Origin of the sequence: Pseudomonas sp. P7759 (assembly GCF_013386445.1) — a bacterium.
In the GTDB taxonomy this organism is placed as follows: Bacteria; Pseudomonadota; Gammaproteobacteria; order Pseudomonadales; family Pseudomonadaceae; genus Aquipseudomonas; species Aquipseudomonas azotoformans_A.
The window spans coordinates 25,310-48,748 of the sequence record NZ_JACART010000050.1; the positions used below are offsets into that span (position 1 = coordinate 25,310).

General features: G+C 61.9%; 19 protein-coding genes. 15 read left to right on the forward strand and 4 right to left on the reverse strand.

The genetic code is table 11. The annotated features are described in order from the left end of the window. Window positions 1–43: 43 nt before the first annotated feature. From HX823_RS27095 to HX823_RS27145, 11 genes are all read left to right on the forward strand, one after another. Window positions 44–1,873, forward strand: a complete 1,830-nt coding sequence (locus tag HX823_RS27095) for an extracellular solute-binding protein (RefSeq protein WP_177077592.1) — start codon at window positions 44–46, stop codon at window positions 1,871–1,873. Next, complete coding sequence (locus tag HX823_RS27100; RefSeq protein WP_177077594.1) at window positions 1,870–3,708, forward strand: extracellular solute-binding protein; 1,839 nt, start codon at window positions 1,870–1,872, stop codon at window positions 3,706–3,708. Before HX823_RS27095 ends, HX823_RS27100 begins: the two co-directional genes overlap by 4 nt. Then, window positions 3,709–4,785 carry a microcin C ABC transporter permease YejB gene (locus tag HX823_RS27105; protein ID WP_033902277.1) on the forward strand — a complete coding sequence of 359 codons (1,077 nt, stop codon included), beginning with the start codon at window positions 3,709–3,711 and terminating at the stop codon, window positions 4,783–4,785. Window position 4,786: 1 nt separating this feature from the next. Further along, the gene (locus tag HX823_RS27110) at window positions 4,787–5,806 is read left to right on the forward strand and encodes an ABC transporter permease (protein ID WP_012723835.1); all 1,020 of its coding nucleotides are present in this window, start codon (window positions 4,787–4,789) and stop codon (window positions 5,804–5,806) included. A gap of 1 nt (window position 5,807) precedes the next feature. Then, entirely contained in the window at window positions 5,808–7,409 is a 1,602-nt protein-coding gene (locus tag HX823_RS27115; RefSeq protein ID WP_177077596.1) for an ABC transporter ATP-binding protein, read from the forward strand. 219 nt (window positions 7,410–7,628) lie between these two features. Continuing rightward, a complete protein-coding gene (locus HX823_RS27120; protein ID WP_038846557.1) occupies window positions 7,629–8,150 on the forward strand; it encodes a sigma-70 family RNA polymerase sigma factor in 522 nt (173 codons plus the stop codon). After that, window positions 8,147–9,097 (forward strand): FecR domain-containing protein, encoded by a 951-nt coding sequence (locus HX823_RS27125; RefSeq protein WP_177077598.1) that lies wholly within the window; start codon window positions 8,147–8,149, stop codon window positions 9,095–9,097. Before HX823_RS27120 ends, HX823_RS27125 begins: the two co-directional genes overlap by 4 nt. A 97-nt stretch (window positions 9,098–9,194) precedes the next feature. Then, window positions 9,195–11,657: a TonB-dependent receptor gene (locus tag HX823_RS27130; protein WP_177077600.1), complete on the forward strand. Its 2,463-nt coding sequence runs from the start codon at window positions 9,195–9,197 to the stop codon at window positions 11,655–11,657. Window positions 11,658–11,769: 112 nt separating this feature from the next. After that, entirely contained in the window at window positions 11,770–12,081 is a 312-nt protein-coding gene (locus HX823_RS27135; RefSeq protein WP_177077602.1) for a hypothetical protein, read from the forward strand. Window positions 12,082–12,096: 15 nt separating this feature from the next. Further along, complete coding sequence (locus tag HX823_RS27140) at window positions 12,097–15,213, forward strand: hypothetical protein (protein ID WP_177077604.1); 3,117 nt, start codon at window positions 12,097–12,099, stop codon at window positions 15,211–15,213. 63 nt (window positions 15,214–15,276) lie between these two features. Continuing rightward, entirely contained in the window at window positions 15,277–16,161 is an 885-nt protein-coding gene (locus HX823_RS27145) for an AraC family transcriptional regulator (protein WP_177077605.1), read from the forward strand. Here HX823_RS27145 and HX823_RS27150 read toward each other — a convergent pair. Next, window positions 16,103–16,690: a LysE family translocator gene (locus HX823_RS27150; RefSeq protein ID WP_033902283.1), complete on the reverse strand. Its 588-nt coding sequence runs from the start codon at window positions 16,688–16,690 to the stop codon at window positions 16,103–16,105. The genes HX823_RS27145 and HX823_RS27150 overlap by 59 nt on opposite strands. 172 nt (window positions 16,691–16,862) lie before the next feature. Between HX823_RS27150 and HX823_RS27155 the strand changes: the two genes are divergently transcribed. The 3 genes from HX823_RS27155 to HX823_RS27165 all read left to right on the forward strand — a co-directional run bounded on the left by HX823_RS27155 (window position 16,863) and on the right by HX823_RS27165 (window position 19,516). Next, on the forward strand, window positions 16,863–17,882 hold the full coding sequence (locus tag HX823_RS27155) for an NAD-dependent epimerase/dehydratase family protein (RefSeq protein WP_177077607.1): 1,020 nt from the start codon (window positions 16,863–16,865) through the stop codon (window positions 17,880–17,882). Window positions 17,883–18,015: 133 nt separating this feature from the next. Beyond that, entirely contained in the window at window positions 18,016–18,858 is an 843-nt protein-coding gene (locus tag HX823_RS27160) for an alpha/beta fold hydrolase (RefSeq protein WP_038846569.1), read from the forward strand. Between the two features lie 64 nt (window positions 18,859–18,922). Further along, window positions 18,923–19,516, forward strand: coding sequence for a TetR/AcrR family transcriptional regulator (locus HX823_RS27165; RefSeq protein ID WP_033902286.1), 594 nt, complete (start codon window positions 18,923–18,925; stop codon window positions 19,514–19,516). Here HX823_RS27165 and HX823_RS27170 read toward each other — a convergent pair. Both HX823_RS27170 and HX823_RS27175 read right to left on the reverse strand, forming a co-directional pair. Beyond that, window positions 19,509–21,197, reverse strand: a complete 1,689-nt coding sequence (locus tag HX823_RS27170; RefSeq protein ID WP_177077609.1) for a phospholipase D-like domain-containing protein — start codon at window positions 21,195–21,197, stop codon at window positions 19,509–19,511. The two genes, HX823_RS27165 and HX823_RS27170, sit on opposite strands and share 8 nt — an antisense overlap. 53 nt (window positions 21,198–21,250) lie before the next feature. Next, complete coding sequence (locus tag HX823_RS27175; RefSeq protein WP_033902288.1) at window positions 21,251–21,685, reverse strand: helix-turn-helix domain-containing protein; 435 nt, start codon at window positions 21,683–21,685, stop codon at window positions 21,251–21,253. A gap of 106 nt (window positions 21,686–21,791) precedes the next feature. On the opposite strand from HX823_RS27175, the gene HX823_RS27180 reads away from it, so the two are divergent. Beyond that, window positions 21,792–22,490 (forward strand): SDR family oxidoreductase, encoded by a 699-nt coding sequence (locus HX823_RS27180; protein WP_177077611.1) that lies wholly within the window; start codon window positions 21,792–21,794, stop codon window positions 22,488–22,490. Here the strand turns inward: HX823_RS27180 and HX823_RS27185 are convergent. Further along, a complete protein-coding gene (locus HX823_RS27185; protein WP_177077614.1) occupies window positions 22,480–23,352 on the reverse strand; it encodes an NAD(P)/FAD-dependent oxidoreductase in 873 nt (290 codons plus the stop codon). The genes HX823_RS27180 and HX823_RS27185 overlap by 11 nt on opposite strands. Window positions 23,353–23,439: the final 87 nt, after the last annotated feature.

Consider the following 23,439-nt stretch of genomic DNA (forward strand, 5'->3'; position numbering starts at 1 on the left):
GTACCGACCATAAAGCACAAGCCGCCTGGATCGGATCCCTGACTTGAAGCGTCCCCTCCTTCTACTAATAAGTCTGGCCTTGAGCTTTGGTGCGAACGCGGCGATTACCGAGAGCCACGGTTATACGCAGTTCGGCAGGCTCAAGTACCCGGCCAAATTCACCCACTTCGATTGGGTAAACCCTGCAGCGCCAAAAGGCGGGACATTGCGGGTCATGGCCTTTGGCACCTTCGATACCCTCAATCCCTATACCTTCAAGGGCTCCAGCCCGGTTTCCACGCCCAATTTCCTGCAATACGGCGTCAACGAGCTGAACGAGCCGTTGATGGTCGGCACCGGCCTGTACGCGCCTTCCGGCGATGAGCCCACCTCCAGTTATGGGCTGATCGCCCAGTCGGTGGAGTACAGTGAAGACCGCAGCTGGGTGGTGTTCAACCTGCGCCCGGAAGCGCGCTTCCACGATGGCAAGCCGATCACGGCCTATGACGTGGCGTTTTCCTATCGCACCCTGCTGACCGAAGGCCATCCGCAATACCGCACCAACCTGCAGGAAGTGGCGCGGGTGGATATCCTCAACCGGCACCGCATCCGCTTTGTGTTCAAGCGCGCCGGCAACCCGTTGCTGATCCTGCGTCTGGGCGAATTGCCGGTATTGCCCCAGCACTATTGGAAAAACCGCGACTTCAAGGCCACCACCTTCGAACCGCCACTGGGCAGCGGGCCGTACCGTATCAGCAAGGTCACGCCTGGACGGCAACTGGTGTTCGAACGGGTCAAGGACTACTGGGGCAAGGACCTGCCGGTCAACCAGGGGTTCTATAACTACAACAAGGTCGAGGTGGAGTTCTACCGCGACAGCGACGTGGCCTTCGAAGCCTTCAAGGCTGGCGAGTTCGATATCTATATCGAGCATCAGGCCAAAAACTGGGCCAACGGCTACAACTTCCCAGCGGTGAACCGGGGCGACGTGATCAAGGCGCAGATTGCCCACCAGATCCCGACCCAGAGCCAGGGCCTGTTCATGAACAGCCGGCGACCGAACTTCAGCCAGACCAAGGTGCGCGAAGCCCTGGGGCTGATGTTCGACTTCGAATGGACCAACCGCACCCTGTTCAGCAGCGCCTACAAACGCACCTTGAGCTATTACCCCAACAGCGAATTCTCCGCCACCGGCGTGCCCACCGGCCATGAATGGCTGATGCTCTCGCCCTACCGCGAGCAATTGCCGGCCAACCTGTTTACCCAGCCGTTCAGCCTGCCCCAGACCGACGGGCGCGGCATCCCCCGCGAGACCATGCGCCGCGCCCTGGCCCTGCTCGGTGACGCCGGCTGGAAACTCTCCGGCCAACGTCTGCTGAACGAAGACGGCCAACCGCTGCGCTTCGAGATCCTGCTGGTCAACCCGAACCTGGAGCGCATCCTGCAGCCCTATGTCGAGAACCTGATCAGCATCGGCATCGACGCACGCCTGCGCACCGTCGACCGCGCCCAGTACAAGCAACGCCTGGATCAATTCGACTTCGACATGATCCTGATCACCCTCAACCAGACCTTGAGCCCGGGCCTTGAGCAGTGGCAGTACTTCCACTCCAGCCAGGCCGCGATCAAGGGCAGCAAGAACTACGCAGGCATTGCCAACCCGATTGTCGATCACCTGCTGGAACAACTGCTGGCCGCCAAGACCCGCGAAGAGCAACTGGCCGCCGGCCGTGCCCTGGACCGGGTGCTGCTGTGGCAGCACTACAGTATTCCCAACTGGTACCTCAACTATCATCGCTTGGCGTACCGCAACCGGTTCGCCTTTGTCACCACACCGCCCTATAGCCTGGGCCTGAGCGCGTGGTGGCTGAAAGCTTCGGAGAAAGCCCAATGATGTATTTGCGTACTGCACTGCTCGGCGGCCTGCTGCTGTGCACCGCGGCCCACGCCGCCCCGCAACATGCGTTGACGCTCTACAACGAACCGCCCAAATACCCCGCCGACTTCAAGCACTTCGACTACGTCAATCCGGACGCGCCCAAGGGCGGCACGTTCCGCGAGTCGGCCATGGGCGGCTTCGACAGCCTCAACCCCTACATCAGCAAGGGCGTTCCGGCGGATAACCTCGGTTTGATCTACGACACCCTGGCCATGCAAAGCCTGGACGAACCCATCACCGAATACGGCCTGGTCGCCGGCAAGATCGAAAAAGCCCCGGACAACAGCTGGGTGCGCTTCTATTTGCGCCCGGAAGCCCGCTTCCATGACGGTCACCCGATCCGCGCCGAAGACGTGGTGTTCACCTTCCAGGAACTGATCAAGGAAGGCTCGCCGATCTACCGCACCTACTACGCCGACGTCGACGAAGTGATCGCCGAAGACCCGCTGAAGGTGCTGTTCAAGTTCAAGCGCACCAACAACCGCGAATTGCCGCTGATCCTCGGGCAACTGCCGGTATTGCCCAAGCATTGGTGGGCCACCCGCGGTTTCGCCAAGGGCAACCTCGAAGTGCCGCTGGGCAGCGGGCCGTACAAGGTGGCCGAGGTCAAGGCCGGGCGCATGATCCGCTACGAGCGGGTCAAGGATTACTGGGCCAAGGACCTGCCGGTCGCCAAGGGTTTCTACAACTTCGATAACCGCATCACTGACTACTACCGCGACAGCACCGTGTCCCTGGAAGCCCTCAAGGCCGGGCAGTTCGACTATTGGCTGGAATTCAGCGCCAAGAACTGGGCCAACGCCTACAACATCCCGGCGGTGGCCCAGGGCCGCTTGATCAAGGAAGAAATCCCCAACGGCAACCCCACCGGCATGCAAGGCTTTGTGTTCAACATGCGCAAGCCGATGTTCCAGGACGTGCGCGTGCGCAAGGCCATCAGCCTGTTGCTGGATTTCGAGTGGAGCAACAAGCAGCTGTTCAACGGCGCCTATACCCGCACCCGCAGCTACTTTGAAAACTCGGAAATGGCCGCCACCGGCCTGCCCGGCCCGGATGAACTGGCGATCCTCGAACCGCTGCGCGACAAGATCCCGCCTGAAGTCTTCACCCAGGCCTTCGAACCGTCCAAGACCGACGGCAGCGGCATGATCCGCACCCAGCAGCGCGAGGCCTACCAACTGTTGCAGGAAGCCGGCTGGCGTATCGTCGATGACAAGATGGTCGACACCACCGGCAAACCGGTGACCATCGAGTTCCTGCTGGCCCAGACCGAGTTCGAACGCATCCTGCTGCCGTTCAAGCGCAACCTGGCCGACCTGGGCATCGACCTGGTGATCCGTCGGGTTGACGTCTCGCAGTTCATCAACCGCATTCGCTCGCGGGACTTCGACATGCTGGTGGGCAGCTTCCCGCAGTCCACCTCGCCGGGGAACGAACAGCGCGAGTTCTGGAAGTCCTCCAGCGCCGACAAGCCCGGCAGCCGCAACTACATGGGCCTCAAGGACCCGGCCATCGACCAGTTGGTGGAAGAGCTGATCGACGCCGATTCGCGCAAAAGCCTGGTGGCGCATGCCAAGGCCCTGGACCGCGTGTTGCAGTTCGGCTACTACGTGATCCCGAACTGGCACATCAAGACCTTCCGCGTGGCGTATTGGGATCACTTGGGCCACCCCAAAGTCCCGCCGCGCTACGACGTCGGCACCGCCACCTGGTGGGCCAAGCCTGACGTAAAACCCGCCGTCACCTCAGACCCAGACACCAGCGCCGATCCGGCGAGCGGAGGCGATTAAATGCTGGCCTATATCTTTCGCCGCCTGTTACTGATCATCCCCACCCTGTTCGGGATCCTGCTGATCAACTTCGTCATCATCCAGGCCGCCCCCGGTGGCCCGGTGGAGCAGATGATCGCCAAGCTTGAAGGTTTTGAAGGCGCCACCAGCCGCATTGCCGGTGGCGGTGCCGAAGTGTCGGTGGCCGGCTCCAGCAGCTACCGTGGCGCCCAGGGCCTGGACCCGGCGCTGATCAAGGAAATCGAGAAGATGTACGGCTTCGACAAATCGGCGCCGGAACGCTTGTGGATCATGGTCAAGAACTACGCCCAGCTGGACTTTGGCGACAGCTTCTTCCGTGACGCCAAGGTCATCGACTTGATCAAGGAGAAGATGCCGGTGTCCATTTCCCTCGGGTTATGGAGCACGCTGATCATGTACCTGGTGTCGATCCCCCTGGGGATCGCCAAGGCCACGCGGCACGGCAGCCATTTTGATGTGTGGACCAGCTCGGCGATCATCGTCGGCTATGCGATCCCGGCGTTCCTGTTCGCCATCTTGCTGATCGTGGTGTTTGCCGGCGGCAGTTACCTCGACTGGTTCCCCTTGCGCGGGCTCACGTCGAACAACTTCGACGAACTGAGCTGGGGCGGCAAGATCCTCGATTACTTCTGGCACCTGGCGCTACCCATCACGGCCCTGGTGATCGGCAACTTCGCCACCATGACCCTGCTGACCAAAAACAGCTTTCTCGATGAGATCAACAAGCAGTACGTCGTCACCGCTAAGGCCAAGGGCTTGACCAACCACCGCGTGCTGTACGGCCATGTATTTCGCAACGCGATGTTGCTGGTGATCGCCGGTTTCCCTTCGGCGTTCATCGGGATCTTCTTCACCGGCTCCTTGTTGGTGGAGGTAATCTTCTCCCTCGACGGCCTGGGCCTGATGAGCTTTGAAGCGGCGATCAACCGCGACTACCCGGTAGTGTTCGGCACGCTGTTTATCTTCACCCTGCTGGGGCTGATCGTGAAACTGATCGGCGACCTTACCTACACCCTGGTCGATCCACGTATCGACTTTGCCAGCCGGGAGCATTGAGATGAATCTATCCCCCCTCAATCGCCGCCGGTTCGAGCGGTTCAAGGCCAACAAGCGTGGCTGGTGGTCGCTGTGGCTGTTCCTGATCCTGTTCGTGCTGAGCCTGGGCGCAGAGCTGATCGCCAACGACAAGCCGCTGGCCGTGCATTACGACGGTGGCTGGTACTTCCCGGCGCTCAAGCGTTACCCGGAGACTACCTTTGGCGGTGAGTTCCCGCTGGAGGCCAACTACAAGAGCCCGTATATTCAGGAGCTGCTCAAGGCCAAGGACGCATGGACCTTGTGGGCGCCGATTCCGTTCAGCTACCAGAGCATCAACTACGACCTGAAAGTGCCGGCGCCCGCGCCGCCTTCCAGCGTCAACCTGTTGGGCACTGATGACCAAGGCCGCGATGTGCTGGCGCGGGTCATTTATGGCTTCCGTGTGTCGGTGCTGTTTGCCCTGACGCTGACAGTGCTCAGCTCGATCATCGGCGTGATCGCCGGGGCCTTGCAGGGTTTCTACGGCGGTTGGGTGGACTTGGCCGGGCAGCGCTTCCTGGAAATCTGGTCCGGGCTGCCGGTGTTGTACCTGCTGATCATCCTCGCGAGTTTCGTGCAGCCCAACTTCTGGTGGCTGCTGGGGATCATGCTGCTGTTTTCGTGGATGAGCCTGGTGGACGTGGTGCGCGCCGAGTTCCTGCGCGGACGCAACCTGGAATACGTGCGCGCCGCCAGGGCGCTGGGCATGCAGAATGGCGCGATCATGTTCCGGCATATCCTGCCCAATGCGATGGTGTCGACCATGACCTTCATGCCGTTCATTCTCACCGGCGCCATCGGCACCCTCACCGCCCTCGACTTTCTCGGTTTTGGCTTGCCGGCCGGTTCACCCTCCCTGGGTGAACTGGTGGCCCAGGGCAAATCCAACCTGCAAGCGCCGTGGCTGGGCATGAGTGCCTTTGCCGTGCTGGCGATCATGTTGAGTTTGCTGGTGTTTATCGGCGAGTCCGCTCGCGATGCCTTCGACCCGAGGAAATGAGATGAATCAGGACAATCTGATCGAAATCCGCGACCTCTCCGTCGAGTTCGTCACGGGCGACCATCACCACCGCGTGGTGAACAACGTCAGCTTCGACATCAAGCGTGGCGAGACCATTGCCCTGGTGGGCGAAAGTGGCTCGGGCAAATCGGTGACCGCCCACTCGATCCTGCGCCTGCTGCCCTACCCGCTGGCGCGGCACCCATCGGGCACCATCGACTATGCCGGGCAGGACCTGCTCACGCTGAAAGAAAAAACCATCCGCCATATTCGTGGCAACCGCATTGCGATGATCTTCCAGGAGCCGATGACCTCGTTGAACCCGCTGCACTCCATCGAGAAGCAGATCAACGAAGTGCTCGGCCTACACAAGGGGCTGCAAGGCAAAGTCGCCACCCAGCGCACCCTGGAGCTGCTGGACCTGGTGGGCATTCCCGAGCCGCACAAACGCCTCAAGGCCCTGCCCCATGAGCTGTCCGGCGGCCAGCGCCAGCGGGTGATGATCGCCATGGCCCTGGCCAATGAGCCGGAGCTGCTGATCGCCGATGAGCCGACCACGGCGCTGGATGTGACGGTGCAATTGAAGATCCTCGAATTGCTCAAGGAACTGCAGGCGCGGCTGGGCATGGCGCTGCTGCTGATCAGCCATGACTTGAACCTGGTGCGGCGCATCGCCCATCGTGTGTGCGTGATGCAAAAGGGTTGCATCGTCGAGCAGGCCGACTGTGAAACGCTGTTCCAGTCGCCCCAGCATCCGTACACCCAGGAACTGCTCGCGGCGGAGCCCAGCGGTGGACCGGCCAGCAACGACGTCGGGCCCCCTTTGCTGGAAGTCGATGACCTGAAAGTCTGGTTCCCGATCAAGAAGGGCTTCCTGCGCAACACCGTCGATTACGTCAAGGCGGTGGACGGCATCAACTTCAGCCTGCCCCAGGGCCAGACCCTGGGCATCGTCGGCGAAAGCGGCTCGGGCAAATCCACCTTGGGCCTGGCGATTCTACGGTTGATCGCCAGCAAGGGCGGCATCCGCTTTGAAGGCCAGCAACTGGACAAGCTCACCCAGCAGCAGGTACGCCCGCTGCGCCGGGAAATGCAGGTGGTGTTCCAGGACCCGTTCGGCAGCCTGAGCCCGCGCATGTGCGTCAGCGAGATCGTCGGCGAAGGCCTGCGCATCCACAAGATGGGCACGCCGGCCGAGCAGGAAGCCGCGATCATCGCGGCGCTCAAGGAAGTGGGCCTCGACCCCGAATCCCGCCACCGCTACCCCCACGAGTTCTCCGGCGGCCAGCGCCAACGCATCGCCATCGCCCGCGCCTTGGTGCTCAAGCCGCGCCTGATCCTGCTCGACGAACCCACCTCAGCCTTGGACCGCACGGTGCAACGCCAAGTGGTGGAACTGCTGCGTAGCCTACAGGCCAAGTACAACCTGACTTACCTGTTCATCAGCCATGACCTGGCGGTGGTGAAGGCGCTGAGTCACCAGTTGATGGTGGTCAAGCATGGGCAGGTGGTGGAACAAGGCGATGCCAAGGCGATTTTTGCCGACCCGCAGCATGCCTACACCCGGCAACTGCTGGAGGCAGCGTTCCTCGTACCCGCCTGATATACGTAGATCAGAAATGTGGGAGGGGGCTTGCTCGCGAATGCAGTGTGTCAGTCGATGCATCTATGACTGACAAAACGCATTCGCGAGCAAGCCCCCTCCCACATTTGATCGAGTGCACACCTCCCCTTCAATAGCCATTCAATATCATTTGCGCACACGCGCCCCCTTTGCTTTAATCGCGACCAATTCTTATTTACGCCAATCCTTTTGCGTTGGATGGAAATCGTGTCGACCTCTTTCACCCACCTCTACGGCACTCACCACGGCTGGCTGCTCGGCCTGCTGCGCCGTCGGCTGAATGACCGCTGGGATGCCGCCGACCTGGCCCACGACACCTTTATTCGCCTCCTCAACCGCCCGCCGACCGAAACCGACCACGTGCGCCAGCGCTCGTACCTGGCAACCATCGCCCGTGGCTTGTGCATCGACCTCTGGCGGCGGCGCCAACTAGAGAAGGCCTGGCTGGACAGCCTGGCCCTGTGCCCGGAAGCCACCCAGCCGTCACCGGAACAACGCGCAATCATCGTCGAGACCCTCTACGAAGTGGACGCCATGCTTGCGCGTCTGCCAAAGAACGTCCGCGAAGCCTTCCTGCTCGCCCAACTGCACGGCCTGGCCTACAAGCAGATCGCCGAGCAGTTGGGCGTGGGCGAGCGCATGGTCAAGAAGTACATGGCTCAGGCCCTGCTGCACTGCGCGATCCTGGAAGCGGAACTCGACGGCATGCTGGTGCAATGAACACGCCCGGCAAACTCAGCCACGCCAGCCTGGAGCAGGCGGCGCAATGGTACGTGCGCCTGCAGGATCAAGGGGGCGCCCTGGAGCAACTGCACTGGCAGGCCTGGGTCGCGCAGAACCCCGAGCACTTGGCGGCCTGGCAGTATGTGCAGCGAGTGAGCCAGCGGTTTACGCCATTGCAGGAACACGCCCACGGCGCCAGTCGGGCGTTGCGCACCTCGCGCCGTCAAACCCTCAAGACACTGCTGGTGCTGGGCGTCGGTTCGACAGTGGCCTGGGGCACCTGGCGCGAGACCATCTTGCCACGACTGGTCGGCGGCTGGAGCGCGGACTATGCCACCCGCAGCGGTGAAACCCGCGATGCGCTGCTGGCCGATGGCAGTCATGTGTGGCTGAACGCCTTGACGGCTCTGGATGTGCGCTTTGATGGGGTTCAACGTCTGCTGGCGCTGCGTTTTGGCGAAGTGCTGATCGACACGGCCAAGGATGCCAGCCGGCCGTTCCTGGTGGATACCGCACACGGCCGTATGCAGGCGCTGGGTACTCGTTTCAGCGTGGTGCAAAGCGACGACCACACCCAACTCAACGTCTTCGAAGGCCGGGTACAAGTCACCGCTGCCGACCACCCCGTGCGCATCATCGAAGCCGGCCAGCAAGTCTCATTCAGCCGCAACGGCTTCCAGCCAACCGAACCGGCCTCACCGTCGCGCGAGGCCTGGAGCCGCGGCGTATTACTGGCGGACAACCTGCCGCTTGGCCAACTGATCGCCGAGCTCAACCGTTATCGCCCCGGCCACCTGGGCTGCGACCCGGCCGTGGCGCACTTGCCGGTGATGGGTTCATTCCCATTGATGGACAGCGACCACGCGCTGCATCTGCTGCAAGCCGCATTGCCGATACGTGTCGATAAACCAATGACATGGTGGGTCACCGTCGGTCCTCGGTAAACAATCGTCAACCGCCAGTTCCCTTTTTGAAAACTCGTTCGGTTAACCCTGCAGACGCTTCATTTCGCCGATCGATTTGATCCAAAGGGAAACATCCATGTCGCAACCTGCTCGCTTCGCGCTGCGCCCATTGGCGCTGGCTACCTCGCTGTTTTGCCTTGGCGCATCGACGCTGCAAGCCGCCGAATCGCCCTCGACCCAGGAAGCCAGCCGCAGCTATCGCATCGCCGCCGGCTCCCTGGTCAGTGTGCTGAACAGCTTTGCCGAGCAGTCCGGTATCTACATCGCCGGCCACAACCACCTCGCCGCCGGCAAGACCAGCCCCGGACTGAATGGCAGCTACACCCCGGCAGCCGGCTTGCAGCGCCTGTTGCAGGGCAGCGGTTTGCAGGCCCTGCCCCAAGGCAACAACGGCTATGTGCTGGAACAGATCCCGGCCAATACCGGTGCCCTGGAACTGGGCGCCACGACCATTTCTGGCCAGGACCTTGGCGCCACCACTGAAGACACCCATTCCTACACCACAGGCTCCATGGCCTCGGCCACCGGCCTGCCGCTGTCGATGCGCGAGACCCCGCAATCGGTCACCGTGATCACCCGCCAGCAGATGGATGACCAAGGCTCCAACAGCATCGCCGACACCCTGCGCCGCGCCCCCGGCGTGAGCGTGCAGAACTACGACAGTGAGCGCTGGGAGTTCTCCAGCCGTGGCCTGCCGATCATCAATTTCCAGTACGACGGCGTCAACTCCACCTACGACGGCGTGTATGACTACGGCACCACCAGCACCGACATGGCGGTGTATGACCACCTGGAAATCATCAAGGGTTCGGCCGGCCTGTTGAGCGGTTCCGGTGACCCGTCCGCCACAGTCAACCTGATCCGCAAGAAACCTACGGCGGCGTTCAAGGCCTCCGTGACCCAGACCTTCGGCTCCTGGGACAACTACCGCACCGAAGGCGATATCTCCGGCCCGCTGACCGAATCGGGCAATGTGCGTGGACGGTTTGTCGGTGTCTATCAGGACCGCCAGTCGTACCTGGACCATTACCAGAACACCAAGGACATCGCCTACGGCATCCTTGAGGCGGACCTTACGCCCGACACGCTGTTGACCTTCGGCATCGACCAGCAGAACACCCGCTCACGCGGCGCCAGCTGGACCGGTTTCCCGATGTACTTCAGCGACGGCTCGCGCACGAACTTCTCGCGCTCGTTCAACCCGGCGGCCGACTGGAGCCGTCGTGATTTCCAGAACCAGACGCTCTTCGCTTCGGTGCAGCAAAAGCTGGCAAACGACTGGTCGCTCAAGGTCAGCCTCGATCGCAAGCGCAGCCAGCACGACACCCTGCTCGCCTCCGCCAGTGGCGGCAACCCGGACCCGGTCAGCGGCGAGAACATGTACATGTTCATGGGCAAGTACAAGGGCGATCAGGTGCAGAACACCCTGGACGTCAACCTCAGCGGGCCGTTCAGTCTGTTTGGTCGCGAGCACGAGCTGATCATGGGCTTCATGGCCACCCGCTCAAAGCAGGACGTGCCGGTGTATGGCTCGATCTACCCCGCGGTGGGCGGCAGCATCTTCGATTGGCGCGGCGAATATGCCAAGCCCGATATCCCACGCAGCGGCCAGAACGACATCGTGCAACGCCAGACCGGTGCCTACCTGGCCACACGCCTGAAACCCACCGATGACCTGTCGGTGATCCTCGGCACCCGCGTCAGCAATTTCAGTGGCACCGACACCACCGACTTCTACGACCCGACCAAGACCGATAACCGCACCACGTATCATCAGAGCGGCGTGGTCACGCCGTACGCGGGGATTGTCTACGACCTCAACGACACCTGGTCGGTCTACACCAGCTACACGCAAATCTACCGTCCGCAAACCAGCAAGGACGCGGACCGCAAACTGCTCGACCCGATCGAAGGCGAAACCTACGAAGCCGGGATCAAGGCCGCGTTCTACGAGGGCCGCCTGAACGCCAGTTTTGCCGCGTTCCGCATCGAACAGGACAATGTCGCCGAGTATGTCTCGGGCTTCGAGACCGACTCGGTGTACCGCCCTATTGCCGGCGCCACCACCAAGGGCTTCGAAGCAGAGCTGTCGGGTGAAGTGCTGGACGGCTGGAACCTTTCCGCCGGCTACACCTACCAGCACACCCGCGATGCCAATGATGGCTACGTCTACAGTTCGGTGCTGCAAACCACCACGCCACAGCAAGTGGTACGCCTGTTCAGCACCTATCGCCTGCCTGGCGCGCTGGAGAAGGTCACCGTGGGCGGCGGCGTGAATTGGCAGAGCGAGTTCTTCGGCAATGTGTTCCAGCCCGACCCGGCCGATACCGTCAACTTCGGCCACAACTCACGTATCACCCAGGACAGCTACTACCTGGTGGACTTGATGGCGCGCTACCGCTTCAACGAGCACCTGAGCACCACGCTCAACGTGAAGAACCTGTTCGACAAAAAGTACTACACCGGCCTGGGTAACTTCGGTACGGGCTTCTATGGCGAGCCGCGCAGCTTACAACTGGCCACGCGCTGGGATTTCTGACGCCTACAGCCATGGCTGAGACCCGCCACGGCATTCAGCGAGCGGCCTGCTGTCGACGAGCGCCCGAGTGAGCCAATCATACGGGTCACCCTCACAGTAGAAGGCCGCCGCTATGGATGGTTTGTTTGTTCTAGCCTTGTCCCCCGAAGACTTTTCTCCCAATGCTTTGCCGTTGACGCGAGCACACTTCACAACCGCCGAACTCAGTGATCGAGAGGACCTGCGACGCTTGGGTGACCGAGAGCTGATCACCCAACTGCTGAGCCTACTTGACGCACCTGAACTGCCTCCGACAAGCACGCAGGTGAACGTTTCCGAGCTGTCCTTGCTGGGCCAATGGGAAGAGGTTTTACACAAAGCCATCAACCACAGCAACTTCCTCGACTGGGCCGACCGTCGGCAGCTAGACTTCGCCACATTGTAGGTGCGCAATGGTGTATTGACGGGCCAGACACAACCGCGCACCACCCTGCAACACTTTAACCTGGCAGATGACTCCGGCTGGTGGAGAGTCGCCAACCCGATTATCTACATCGCCCAACTGCTGGACCCGGCCGAGCTGGGCGTGCCCTATATCGGCGATCGCGTCGACAACCCGGCGCGTACGTTATCCCTGGATCGTGTCCTGGCGTTCCACGGGTATCCCATGCCCACCAACCGCTTGCAAGCCTGGGTGATCAGTGAAGAGCTGCGCGCCGCCGACGCCTTTCCCTCCATTGATGCCGGGGGCCTGAACCGTTCGTTGCTGCATGGCGAACGCCTCGACCAGCAGTTGGATTTCCAGCAAATGGCCAATGCCTTGCAGGCCCTTGCGCCGTTCGACAGCACAGCGTTGCACAGTACCCGCCTGCACCTCACGTCGGCCTCATGGCTGGCACGCTCGCTCAAAGGCGCGGCGCAGTACCTTAACGGCGTCCTCCAGGACAATGGCAAAGAAGGCGAGGCGGCAGCGGTGGCCGAGCACTATTACGATCGCGCTGCACAGGCCATCCATGTGCAGCCCCGTCCCACTACCGCAAGCGCCAAAGCCTACGCATTACGCCCCGAGTCCCCGGGCTTGCGCTGGCATGCATTGACACGCCTGGCGGATAAAATCGGCCTCGACATTTACCCCGACCACAGCCTGAGCCTGGCCGGCTGCCTGCAGGTCTACGGCATCAAACAGCCCGCTGGCGCAACGGAATGCACGGCGCTGGTGGCACGCCTGCGCCAGCGGCCAATGCCAGCGCCGACGCTTTACGCGGCGGCTCGCAGCCTCGACGAGCGCTACATCTACAGCCGCTTTATCGGCATGCTCAATGATCGCCACAGCCTGCGCGACGCGCTGCATCGCGCGGCCGACAGCGGCACACTCAAAGGCTCCACGGGGCTCGATGCAATTATTGGCATCGACGCCGACGTCCTGCCGCCCAAGTTAATGCCCGCACGCCTGCAACTGCGCCAGCTGGTCGACCAACCTGAGTTTGCGGCGATATTCGCCAAACATAAAATCGACCGCAAAAGCCATGTGCTATTCAGTGTCGAAACGGGCATGGGCGCCTTTGCCACGGACGGCAGTTGGAAATCGTTTGAGACAGAGGTGATGGCCAAGGCTCGACTGGCACCCCTGGTGCAAGCGCTCTTGACCGTGGCCAAACAACTGGGCGGCGAATTGCGTACCAATGAGGCCATCAGCCTGCGCCAGGCCTTACGGCTCTATAACATCCCGCTGCCCAGCACACTGGAGGAAGCGCGACGCACAGCCGATCGCCTAGTGATCACCGTGGTCCACCCGAATTATGAGAGCAACTACTGGCGCGCGCTCATACCCACCAAAGCTGCGCATCCAGCCGGGTGGACGTTGTCTCAGGCGGATCGCCAGCGGCTACTCAGCGTCAGTCGCGCCTTCCTGCCTGACCCGGATCAATCGCTGTTCGGCTATCTCAGTGAACCGCTGCTGACGGATAAGACGCAAATGGACGTCAGGGCTGAAGCCGACTTGCTGATGGGCCGCCTGATCGCGTCGCCCCGCGCGCAGCAACTCGCCAGGCGATTGGACGAGGCCGTGCAATGGCAAGGCAGCGAGGCCAGCGTACCCGGCGGGCGCGCCGGCCGTAGCGCGTTGGTGTGGGCGGCATTGATCCTCAGCGTCGACTCCCATGCCGACGAGCACCCTACCCGTATCAATGGCCTGGACTGGGCGGCCCCTTACTATTGGGGCGAGTCTGTGGCGTTCGTACGTCTGCAAATCGAAAACAGCTTCAGAGGCTTTGACCCCGCTACCGCCGCCCTGGCAGCGCATTTGATGCTGTGCGGCCAGGCGCCCCACCTGCTGGTGCGGGATATTCCTGACTCGCTGTCTTTTCTAAGCACTCAGTCCTGGGTGCTGTTCGAGCAATACGCCACCTATCTGGAGCAACGCATACGTGGCAGCGCCCGCCAGATGAGCCATGACGAAATTCTTTACGTGGCCTACCAGCCGTTGCGCGGTAGCTGGAGCCTGTTCCTGGATTCGCCCGAGGCGACTCCGCCCATCCTCACCTGGGCAGCTACCAACGGCATCGTGCCGCGCCAGGCGCGATACACCATTGAGCAGACAAATCACGCAACCGCGGAACTGAACAGCCTGCGCTCACGCTTGCAGTCAGCCGAGGACACCTTCAACAAACCGGTCCCGACCCGCCGCCAGGTTGCGTTTGAGGCGTTGAAAAAGGTCTACCCGCAGTCATTATTGCTGGAAGACCTGGTATGGGAATGGCAACCGAACGGCCAGTCGCAGAACAACCCTCACACCGGCAAAAAGTACGCCTTGATCGACCTGTACATCGCCAATGAACTGATCGCCTCGTCACGCCGTTGGGCCTCCTCGGACCCAGGTATTCACTTCGCGGAAATGGCGCGGCGCTTTGATCAGCTACCGCCTTTCAACCCAGTGTTCGCCCAGGCCTTTGCCGAGCACCTGAAATGGATGCAAGCCGCCTGCAGTAACTACCTGCTGAGCACTTTGCCTGCACTGTCACTGCCCCGCCGCGAGGCGCTGGAGTTCGGTAAGGTAGAATTTTTTTCCCTGCGCCGCGGCACCGGGCCGGTCGGGACGTTCGGTTTGATTATCTGTGCCAGTTTTTACAGCGACCAACACGTGTACGAATGCTTCCCCAAATACCTGCTGATGCGCCCACGGCGAGACCTGAACTACACCACCCTGCGCAATGCCGCCGCGACGGGGCAAGCCTTGTCAACCCTGGCGTTCGAGTGGCCAGCCTACGCCACAGGCGCCGAACCCTCGAAAGACGTGCCGGTGAAAGTCCTGCCCGGGGTGCATATCAACCAGCTGGACAGCGTTCTGGCCGAAGTCGATCACTTGCCGGAGCCCGACGCCGATGGGCACCGCATCCCGCGCAGCCTCGACTCAACCCGGTCGCAGGCATTGGCCAACATCATTATCGAGCGCCACTACCTGCAACAAGGCGCACAGCTGCACGCCCAAGCCTTGCTGGTGCCCAGCCTGGCGCAACTCAGCCGTGGCGATGATCCGTGGGCCGATTATTTGCTGAGCATGGCACTGGCCGCCAAATGAAGCCTTGAACGTGCGGCGGGAATAGATAAACCTACACAGCGAATGTTTTCGGAGTGCCCTGCCATGTCCTCTTGCGCCAGCGCGACAGCCCCCAGCTTCTGGCGCGACGCCGCCTTGCCGTTCATCGAAGCGCGCACCATTGCCGACGGCCGCAAGGTGACCTACACCCGCCACGCACACGAGCATTTCTCCATCGGCGCGGTGACTACCGGGCGCAGCTATTACCACTACGGCACCGAAACCTTCGAAATCAGCGCAGGCACCGTGGTACTGATGAACCCCGGCGATGTGCATGCCTGCAATCCGATCGCTGATGAGCCCTGGTCCTATCAGATGCTGTACATCGACACGCCCTGGTTAACCGACTTGCAATACCAGTTGGGTTTCAGCACCGACCAGGGTTATCGAGCGTTCACCACCCCGCATACCCGCGACCCACAGCTGTACAGCGGCTTGCTGGAGTTGCACGCCCTATTGGTGGATGAACAGGCCGAACACCTGCAAAAGCAAAGCGCGCTGGTGAGTTACTTCACGCAGGTGCAACAGCGCCTTAACCCTTGCGATGCGCCACTGCGCGAGGTGAACCACAAGCTGGAGCGTGCCGCCGACTACATCCGCGAGCACTGCACGCAGACGCTGAAACTGGAAGATATCTGCGGTGCGGCCGAGCTGTCGCCCTCCTACCTGATCCGTGCGTTCAAGCAGTATTACGGGCTCACGCCCCATGCGTTCCTGGTCAACCAGCGCATCCAGTTTGCCCGTACGCAATTGCGCCAGGGCGAGTTGATCGCCGATGTAGCCCTGGCCGCAGGCTTCGCCGACCAGGCGCATTTCCAGCGCACCTTCAAACAGCACTTCGCTGCCACACCAGGGCAGTACCGCGACCGGCTCACGCCATCAGCAAATAACCCACACTGGCCACCAGCAACGCGGCCATTGAACGGTTGAACACCCGCACGCCCTGGGGATTGCCCAGGTAGCGGCGCAGGAAGGTTCCCGCATAGGCCCAGCAGGCCACCGACAGGTAGCAGATCACCAGGTAAAGCGCCGCAAACAGCCAGACTTGCGCGGCGTCGCCGTCCGCGACGAACAGCCCCATCCCCGCCACACAGGCCAGCCACGCCTTGGGGTTGAGCCATTGCATGATCGCGCCATACAGCATCGACGGTGCGGTGGCAGTGCCCTCGGCATCCAGTCGACCATCGTCCACCGCTAGCTTCCAAGCCATGTACAGCAGGAAGGCCACTCCACCCCACTGGATCAATTGGGTCAGGATCGGCCAGCGCACCAGTACCTCATGCAGGCCCAGGCCGATCAGCACCAGCAACAAGGTGAACCCCACAGCAGCGCCAACCACATGTTTCTGGCTGGCGACAAACCCGAAACGCGCCCCCGAACTCAGCGCCACCACATTCACCGGTCCCGGCGTGATGGAAGTGGCCAACGCGAAGGCGGCCATGGAAATGATCAAGCTCATTGCAGTTCCTTTTTATTCGAACGAGTGACGAAGGCTCTACGGTAGAGAGCAACTGGATCGGGGTATTGAACAAAATGCCCCTCCTTGGGGAATTTTGTATACAGCTGTAGACTTATAGCGATTTCAGCCCTAGAGTCAGCCTGAATTCATTCACACAGGCGGGAGAAAGGTCATGGCGGAAACGGTTCTGGTCACCGGAGGCACGGGCTACATCGCCGGTTGGTGCCTGGCAGGCCTGTTGCAACAGGGTTATGACGTGCGCACCAGCTTGCGCAGCCTGGCCAAGGAACCGGCCCTGCGCGCCGCCTTGAGCAGCCAGGGTATCGACCACACCCGGCTCACCTGTTTTGCCGCCGACCTGACTCGCGATGAGGGGTGGAGCGCGGCCATGGCCGGTTGCGATTACGTGCTGCACGTCGCCTCGCCCCTGGGCCTGGATGCGCCACAACACCTGGAGGACATGGTTGCCCCGGCGCGGGACGGGACCTTGCGTGTCCTGCGTGCAGCAACCCACGCGGGGGTTCGCCGGGTGGTCATGACCAGCGCCGCCACCGTCGCCACCCCACCCTTGCAGAGTCCCGACAGCCTCAGCGACGAGTCCGTGTGGTTCGACCCCAATGAAACCCACGTGACCCCGTATCGCCACGCCAAGCGCCAGGCCGAGCGTGCCGCGTGGGACTTCATGCACAAACAGACCGGCCCGACCACACTGACCACCGTGCTCCCCGGTGCGGTGTTCGGCCCGATCATGAGCGCTGACACCCTCGGGTCCGTGCAAGTCATCGCCCGCCTGTTGCAAGGTCGCGCCAAAGGCAACCCGCGCCTGGGCTTCGAAGTGGTGGATGTACGCGATCTCGCCGCCCTGCATATCCGCGCCATGACCGCATCGGCCGCCGCCGGACAGCGGCTGTTGGGGGTTGGGCAGTTCCTGTGGATGGCAGAAATTTCCCAGATACTGCGCGACCACTTGGGCGACGCCGCCAACAAGGTGCCCAGCCGTAACATCCCGGACTGGCTGCTGCGCCTGCTGGCACGCTTCGATCCGCTGCTGCGCGGCCTCACCCCCAACCTCGGCCGCCGACACCGCCACACCTCAGAAAAAGCCCGCGTGATGCTGGGCTGGCAGCCGCGCCCCAGCAGCGAGACGCTGATCGATTGTGCCAATAGCCTGATCACCCACAAGGTCGTTTAGACGCTTTTATTCCATTGATATAACTGCATTTTTTTCTTTCAAACGGCCGGTTTTGATAGGCAAAAATGCGTATTTCCGCTGCTGGCGCCGGTGCTAGAGTTCAGCCCCTACTCATCGCAAACAAGGAACCGCTATGTCACGTCGCCTGCTGGCAGCTGCCTGCCTGATGCTGTCTTTTTCCGCCGCCCAAGCCGCTGAACGCTGGGAAACCCTGCCGCCAACACCCGCCGCCGTGGCCGGCGCCAAGACCGGCTACGCTGCCGTCAACGGCATCAAGGTCTACTACACCCGCACCGGCCACGGCTCGCCGGTGGTGCTGCTGCACGGCGGCCTGTCCAACTCCGACTATTGGGGCAACCAGGTCAAGGCGCTGTCGGCCAAACACACGGTGATCAGCATCGACAGCCGTGGCCACGGGCGCAGTTCGCGGGATGAAAAACCCTACGGTTACGACCTGATGGCCGACGACGTGGTGGCCGTACTCGACCACCTGAAAATTCCCCGCGCCGACATCGTCGGCTGGAGCGACGGCGCGATCATCGGCATCGACCTGGCCCTGCGTCATCCGGACCGTATCGGCAAAGTGTTCGCCTTCGCCGCCAACACCCAGACCGCTGGCGTAAAAGACGGTGTTGAGAAAAATCCGACCTTCGCCGCCTTTATCGAACGCGCGGGCAAGGAGTACGCCAAGCTATCACCGACGCCAAAAGAGTACGACGCGTTCGTCGAGCAAATCAGCCATATGTGGGCCAGCCAACCGAACTGGACTGACGCGCAACTGCAAAGCATCAAGACGCCGATCCTGATTGCCGACGGCGACCATGACGAAGCGATCAAGCGCGAACACACCGAGTACATGGCCGCAACCATCCCCGGTGCTGGCCTGCTGATCCTGCCGAACACCAGTCATTTTGCCTTCCTGCAAGACCCGGCGTTGTTCAATGCCGCACTGCTGGGCTTCCTCGACAGCAAATAGACCCTGTACCCTGTGGGCGCGCACCGTGTGCGCGCCCACAGTTTCCAGCCACGTCAGGATGCCAATGCCCAACCCCATTCCACGCCGGCGCAATGCCGCCGTCACCCGCGAAGCCATTTTGTTGTCCGCACGCAAGGCGTTTGCCCAGTCGGGCTATGACGGTGCCGGGGTGCGTGAAATCGCCGCCGGCGCGGGCGTGACGGCAATGCTGGTCAACCGCTACTTCGGCTCCAAGGAGCAGCTGTTTGCCGAAGTGATCGCCGACACCATGGCCAGCCCGATCATCCTCACCGAGAACAATCTCAGTTCGGAAAACCTCGGCCGCACGATGGCTACCGCACTGGTCAGCATCACCGAAGCCGGCAGCACGCCGCTGGAAGGTTTCCTGATCATGCTGCATTCGGCGTCCAGCAAACGCGCGGCGATCATCGGCCGCGAGCAAGTGGAAAAGGGCCATCAGGCGACCATGGCCGCCGCGCTCAAGGGCGCCCATCACGAAGAACGCGCGGCGTTGGTGATGGCGCTGGTGTCGGGCTTTCAGGTGATGCGCCAGATGCTGGAATTGTCGGCATTGGCCAAGGCCGATCCGCAGGTGCTGATCGACCTGCTGACGCCGTTGTTCCAACAGTTGGTGGACGGCCAGCCGGGGCCTATTTGACGAACAGTTCGCGGTCCCGCGCCTTCACATGACCGGGGCGATAGTAGGCGTCAAACCAGGCTTTCTCACCCGCAGCCGGAGGTTTGGCCAGACGCAGGGTTTGCAGCGCGCCAGGCTGGCTGGCATTGACGCGAAAGTGGAAATGGTCGAACAGGCGCAACGCCTCGATGGCATACACCACGGCGATCTTGCGGTCTTCGATGCGGATCAGGTGGTCGCCGTTGTTCTTCTCTCCACCGCCGGCCAGGTTGGATGAACCGGTGTACACCGTGGGGTTGGCGCCATTGAAGTCCGTGACCACAAACTTGTTGTGCACCATGTTCCCCGCATTGCCCGACCACTCCGACTTGAACGGCGCCGGGGCGTTGCTCGCCAGGTAGGCGAACGGCAACAGCCCCACCGAACCGTCCGGCTTGCGCACGGCCAGCTTGCCGGTGCGCTGGGCCACGCCGTAGGAGAACAGCGCGCGCTGCATCAGTTCATCCAGTGCTGTGCGTACTTTGCCGTTGATCAGGCTCAGGAACACGATGGAATACAGCACCGAACTGGTGGCTTTTTCGATGCTGGTGGCGATGGGATCGAGGGACAACGCGCTGTCGGCATGCGGCGCAAAACACAGCGACACCTTGGAGCCCGGCTCGTCGCGCACCACCCACCACTGTTGCGAGAGCGGGTGCTTGCGGAACGTCGTGGGTGAGGTCCAATAGGCGTCGAAGACTTCGGCGAACTTGCCCGCGACTGTTTCGTCGTCAAACAACAGCACGTTATTGGCCTGGATATACAAGCCGCGCAAGGCAAAGTTAGTGGAACCACCGAGCACCCGGATCGCCTTGCCGGCGCGGCGCATAATCAACACTTTGTTGTGCTGCTGGCTGGAGAAATGCAGACGCTTGACCTGCGCTCCGGCCGCGCTCAAGCGGGCGGCGCTGATGCTTTCGCAGCTGTCGGCGGCGCCCTGGTCGCCATGATCGTCGATGATTGCACGCAGGCGCGGGCCAAGCTGTTCCAGCCGGCGCAGGATGTCCGGTTCCTTGCTTTCGTAGATCAACGCGTCGAGGGTCAACTCGGGGTCGTTCGCCACTTGGTCGAGCACCTGCAGAATCAACTGCCGTGCCTCAAAACCCAGCCATTGGTAGTTGCGCTCGAAAGGCGCCATGTCCAGTTCCAGGTAGGCATTGGGGGCGGAACGGGCCGGTGGCAGGATACGTGTTTCATTGTCGAAACGGTCGCCGTACGCCTGGGAGGACGCAAAGCCTCGAGTAAAGCCGATATTGACGAAATGGCTGATGGTCTGCGCTTCGAGGCTCACCTGCCCTTCTACCCCGACACCTTTGCTCAATGTGCCATCGGCGCCCATGTAGCAAGCGGTGACGCGGTAGCGGAAAAAGCCTGGCAGGATCTCGCTGGGCACATGGATCCAGCGGAATTTCTGGAATGGCGCCTCGGTGGACGGAAAAGTCCGCGGCCGCTCGGGCGTGGGTGGATAGTCGAAGTGCAGGCGGTTGTGCAGCACACCCCAATGGGTGGCGCCGGGGTAGCGCACTTCGATGCTGAAACCGACAAAGTCAGGGGTGGCCAGGTCCGGCGCCAGGTCGAACGCCAGCAGTGCGGCGCCCTCTCCTCGGTACAGCTTGAAGGTCAACCCCTGGAACGTGGTCTTGCTCTCGAAATCGGCGCTCAAGCGATGTCCCTTCCAATGGGAGACGGTGCTTGGAGTCTAGCGCCTGCGCCGGATCAAGCCAGTGGCGCTTGAGTGACAATATCGTCAATACCCAACACCCGACCGTCCTCGGCGAGGATCTCGACGTTGCGCAGCGGCTTGAGCGAGCGTGCATCCAGTACCTGGGTGCCGACATGTTCCGGCTCGGTGAAGGCTTGGCCCCACTGCGCCAGTGTCACCAGCACCGGCATCAATGCGCGGCCCTTGTCGGTGAGCTGGTATTCGCTGCGCGCGCCGACTTCGCTGGTTTGCAGCAAGCCTTGCTCGACCATGTCCTTGAGGCGGGTGGCAAGAATGTTTTTCGCCACGCCAAGGTGCTTCTGGAAATCACCGAAGCGCGTCACCCCGGCGAATGCATCGCGGATGATCAACAGCGTCCACCAGTCACCCACCACGTCCAGGGCGCGTGCCACTGGGCAGCAATCGCCTTCCAGGCATTTGCGTTTCATCGTCGGCCCTCCAGGCAGCTGTAAAATTAGGTTGCATTATAGGACCAACAGGCACAGGATAAAAACAGTTTCATCATTAAACCTAATTTGTAGCCTGGAGCTGATCATGGATATTCGTGGAAAAGTGGTAGTGGTTACCGGTGCCAATCGCGGCCTGGGCAAAGCGTTCGTCAATGCCTTGCTCGAAGGCGGCGCAGCCAAGGTCTACGCCGGTGCGCGCGACCCCAGCAGCGTGAACATCCCCGGCAGCACGCCGATTGCCCTGGACATCACCGATCAGGCCAGCGTGCAACGCGCCGCCGAGCAGTGCACGGACGTGGATATCGTGATCAACAACGCGGGGTTCCTGAAGTACGGCTCATTGTTGGCGGAGGACAGCGTCGAGAACCTCCAACAGCACTTCGACGTCAACACCTTCGGCACCCTGCGCGTCAGCCGTGCCTTTGCGCCGATCCTGGCCAAGCAAGGCGGCGGTGCGTTGATCAATGTGCTGTCGGTTCTGAGCTGGCTGAGCCCTCCGGGCGCCGGTGGCTACAGCGCCTCCAAGTCCGCCCAGTGGGGCCTCACCAACGGCCTGCGCGGCGAGTTGCGTGAGCAGAACACCCTGGTGATCGGCGTGCACCCGGCCTACATCGACACCGACATGGTGGCCGATGTGCAAGCCCCGAAAAGTACGCCCCAGGAAGTGGTCGCCCTCACCTTGCAGGCCTTGAGCGACGAGCGTGAAGAAGTGCTGATCACCGACATGACCCACGGGGTCAAAGCCTCGTTGTCCACCGACAGTCCGGTCTACCTCAACCATTGATCAACGAAAAGTGCGCGCCCACCCCGGCGCGCACGCCTTCGGCCACGGCCAGCGCGACGGAACCGGCGGCCAGCGACGTATCACCACAGGCAAACACGCCAGGCACGGAGGTCTGGCGCATGTCGTTGGTGTGCAGGTAAGGGCCGGTGGGTCCGTCGGCCAGTTCGCAACCCAGTTGCTCGGCCAGGGGGCTGATGCGGGTGCGGGACATGGTGAAGATGCCGTCGAGGTTGAAGACTCGGCCATCGTCCAGTTCCAGGTTGGCGCGCTCACCGCTGATGCGCCGTACCGCCGCGTTTTCCACGCTGACCCCACGTCGATCCAACTGCGCTTGTTGCTCGGCATCCGGGGTAAACACGCCATTGGTGAACAAGGTGGTGGTGCCCCAATCCGGCAGCATCAGTGCGTGGTGCATGGCCAATGGTGAGGTGGCGAGTACGCCGATACGGCCTTGATCCAGCTCATAGCCGTGGCAGTACGGGCAGTGGAATACATGCTTGCCCCAACGTACTTGCAGGCCTTCGATATTGGGCAACTCGTCGACAACGCCGGTGGCGAGGATCAGGCGCTTGGCCTGGAACGTACCGTTGTATTCGGTACGTACGCTGCAACCTTCGGCCTGAAGCACGCGGTCCTGCACCCACGTGACCGTCGGGTACTCCATCAATTGGCTGCGCCCTTCGGCAGCGATCATCTCCGGCGCCTGGCCGTCCTGACCGAGAAAACCGTGGGAGGTGGCCGCAAAGCGATTGCGCCTCTGCCCCGAGTCGATCACCAGTACCTGGCGCCGCGCCCGCGCCAGTTGCAGGCCGGCAGACAGGCCCGCGTAGCTGCCACCCACGATAATCACGTCGTACATCATGAAAATGACCCCATGTTGTGTGCCCTCGGTTATCCGAGGGCTTTCACGACACACCATAAGTTACGTAAAAATAGTCCGTCAAGCGTC

Coding starts and splice junctions, on each gene's coding strand:
- HX823_RS27100 (WP_177077594.1), top strand. CDS start 1,870: ATGATGTATTTGCGTACTGCACTGCTCGGCGGCCTGCTGCTGTGCACC.
- HX823_RS27105 (WP_033902277.1), top strand. CDS start 3,709: ATGCTGGCCTATATCTTTCGCCGCCTGTTACTGATCATCCCCACCCTG.
- HX823_RS27110 (WP_012723835.1), top strand. CDS start 4,787: ATGAATCTATCCCCCCTCAATCGCCGCCGGTTCGAGCGGTTCAAGGCC.
- HX823_RS27115 (WP_177077596.1), top strand. CDS start 5,808: ATGAATCAGGACAATCTGATCGAAATCCGCGACCTCTCCGTCGAGTTC.
- HX823_RS27120 (WP_038846557.1), top strand. CDS start 7,629: ATGGAAATCGTGTCGACCTCTTTCACCCACCTCTACGGCACTCACCAC.
- HX823_RS27125 (WP_177077598.1), top strand. CDS start 8,147: ATGAACACGCCCGGCAAACTCAGCCACGCCAGCCTGGAGCAGGCGGCG.
- HX823_RS27130 (WP_177077600.1), top strand. CDS start 9,195: ATGTCGCAACCTGCTCGCTTCGCGCTGCGCCCATTGGCGCTGGCTACC.
- HX823_RS27135 (WP_177077602.1), top strand. CDS start 11,770: ATGGATGGTTTGTTTGTTCTAGCCTTGTCCCCCGAAGACTTTTCTCCC.
- HX823_RS27145 (WP_177077605.1), top strand. CDS start 15,277: ATGTCCTCTTGCGCCAGCGCGACAGCCCCCAGCTTCTGGCGCGACGCC.
- HX823_RS27150 (WP_033902283.1), bottom strand. CDS start 16,690: ATGAGCTTGATCATTTCCATGGCCGCCTTCGCGTTGGCCACTTCCATC.
- HX823_RS27155 (WP_177077607.1), top strand. CDS start 16,863: ATGGCGGAAACGGTTCTGGTCACCGGAGGCACGGGCTACATCGCCGGT.
- HX823_RS27160 (WP_038846569.1), top strand. CDS start 18,016: ATGTCACGTCGCCTGCTGGCAGCTGCCTGCCTGATGCTGTCTTTTTCC.
- HX823_RS27165 (WP_033902286.1), top strand. CDS start 18,923: ATGCCCAACCCCATTCCACGCCGGCGCAATGCCGCCGTCACCCGCGAA.
- HX823_RS27175 (WP_033902288.1), bottom strand. CDS start 21,685: ATGAAACGCAAATGCCTGGAAGGCGATTGCTGCCCAGTGGCACGCGCC.
- HX823_RS27180 (WP_177077611.1), top strand. CDS start 21,792: ATGGATATTCGTGGAAAAGTGGTAGTGGTTACCGGTGCCAATCGCGGC.
- HX823_RS27185 (WP_177077614.1), bottom strand. CDS start 23,352: ATGATGTACGACGTGATTATCGTGGGTGGCAGCTACGCGGGCCTGTCT.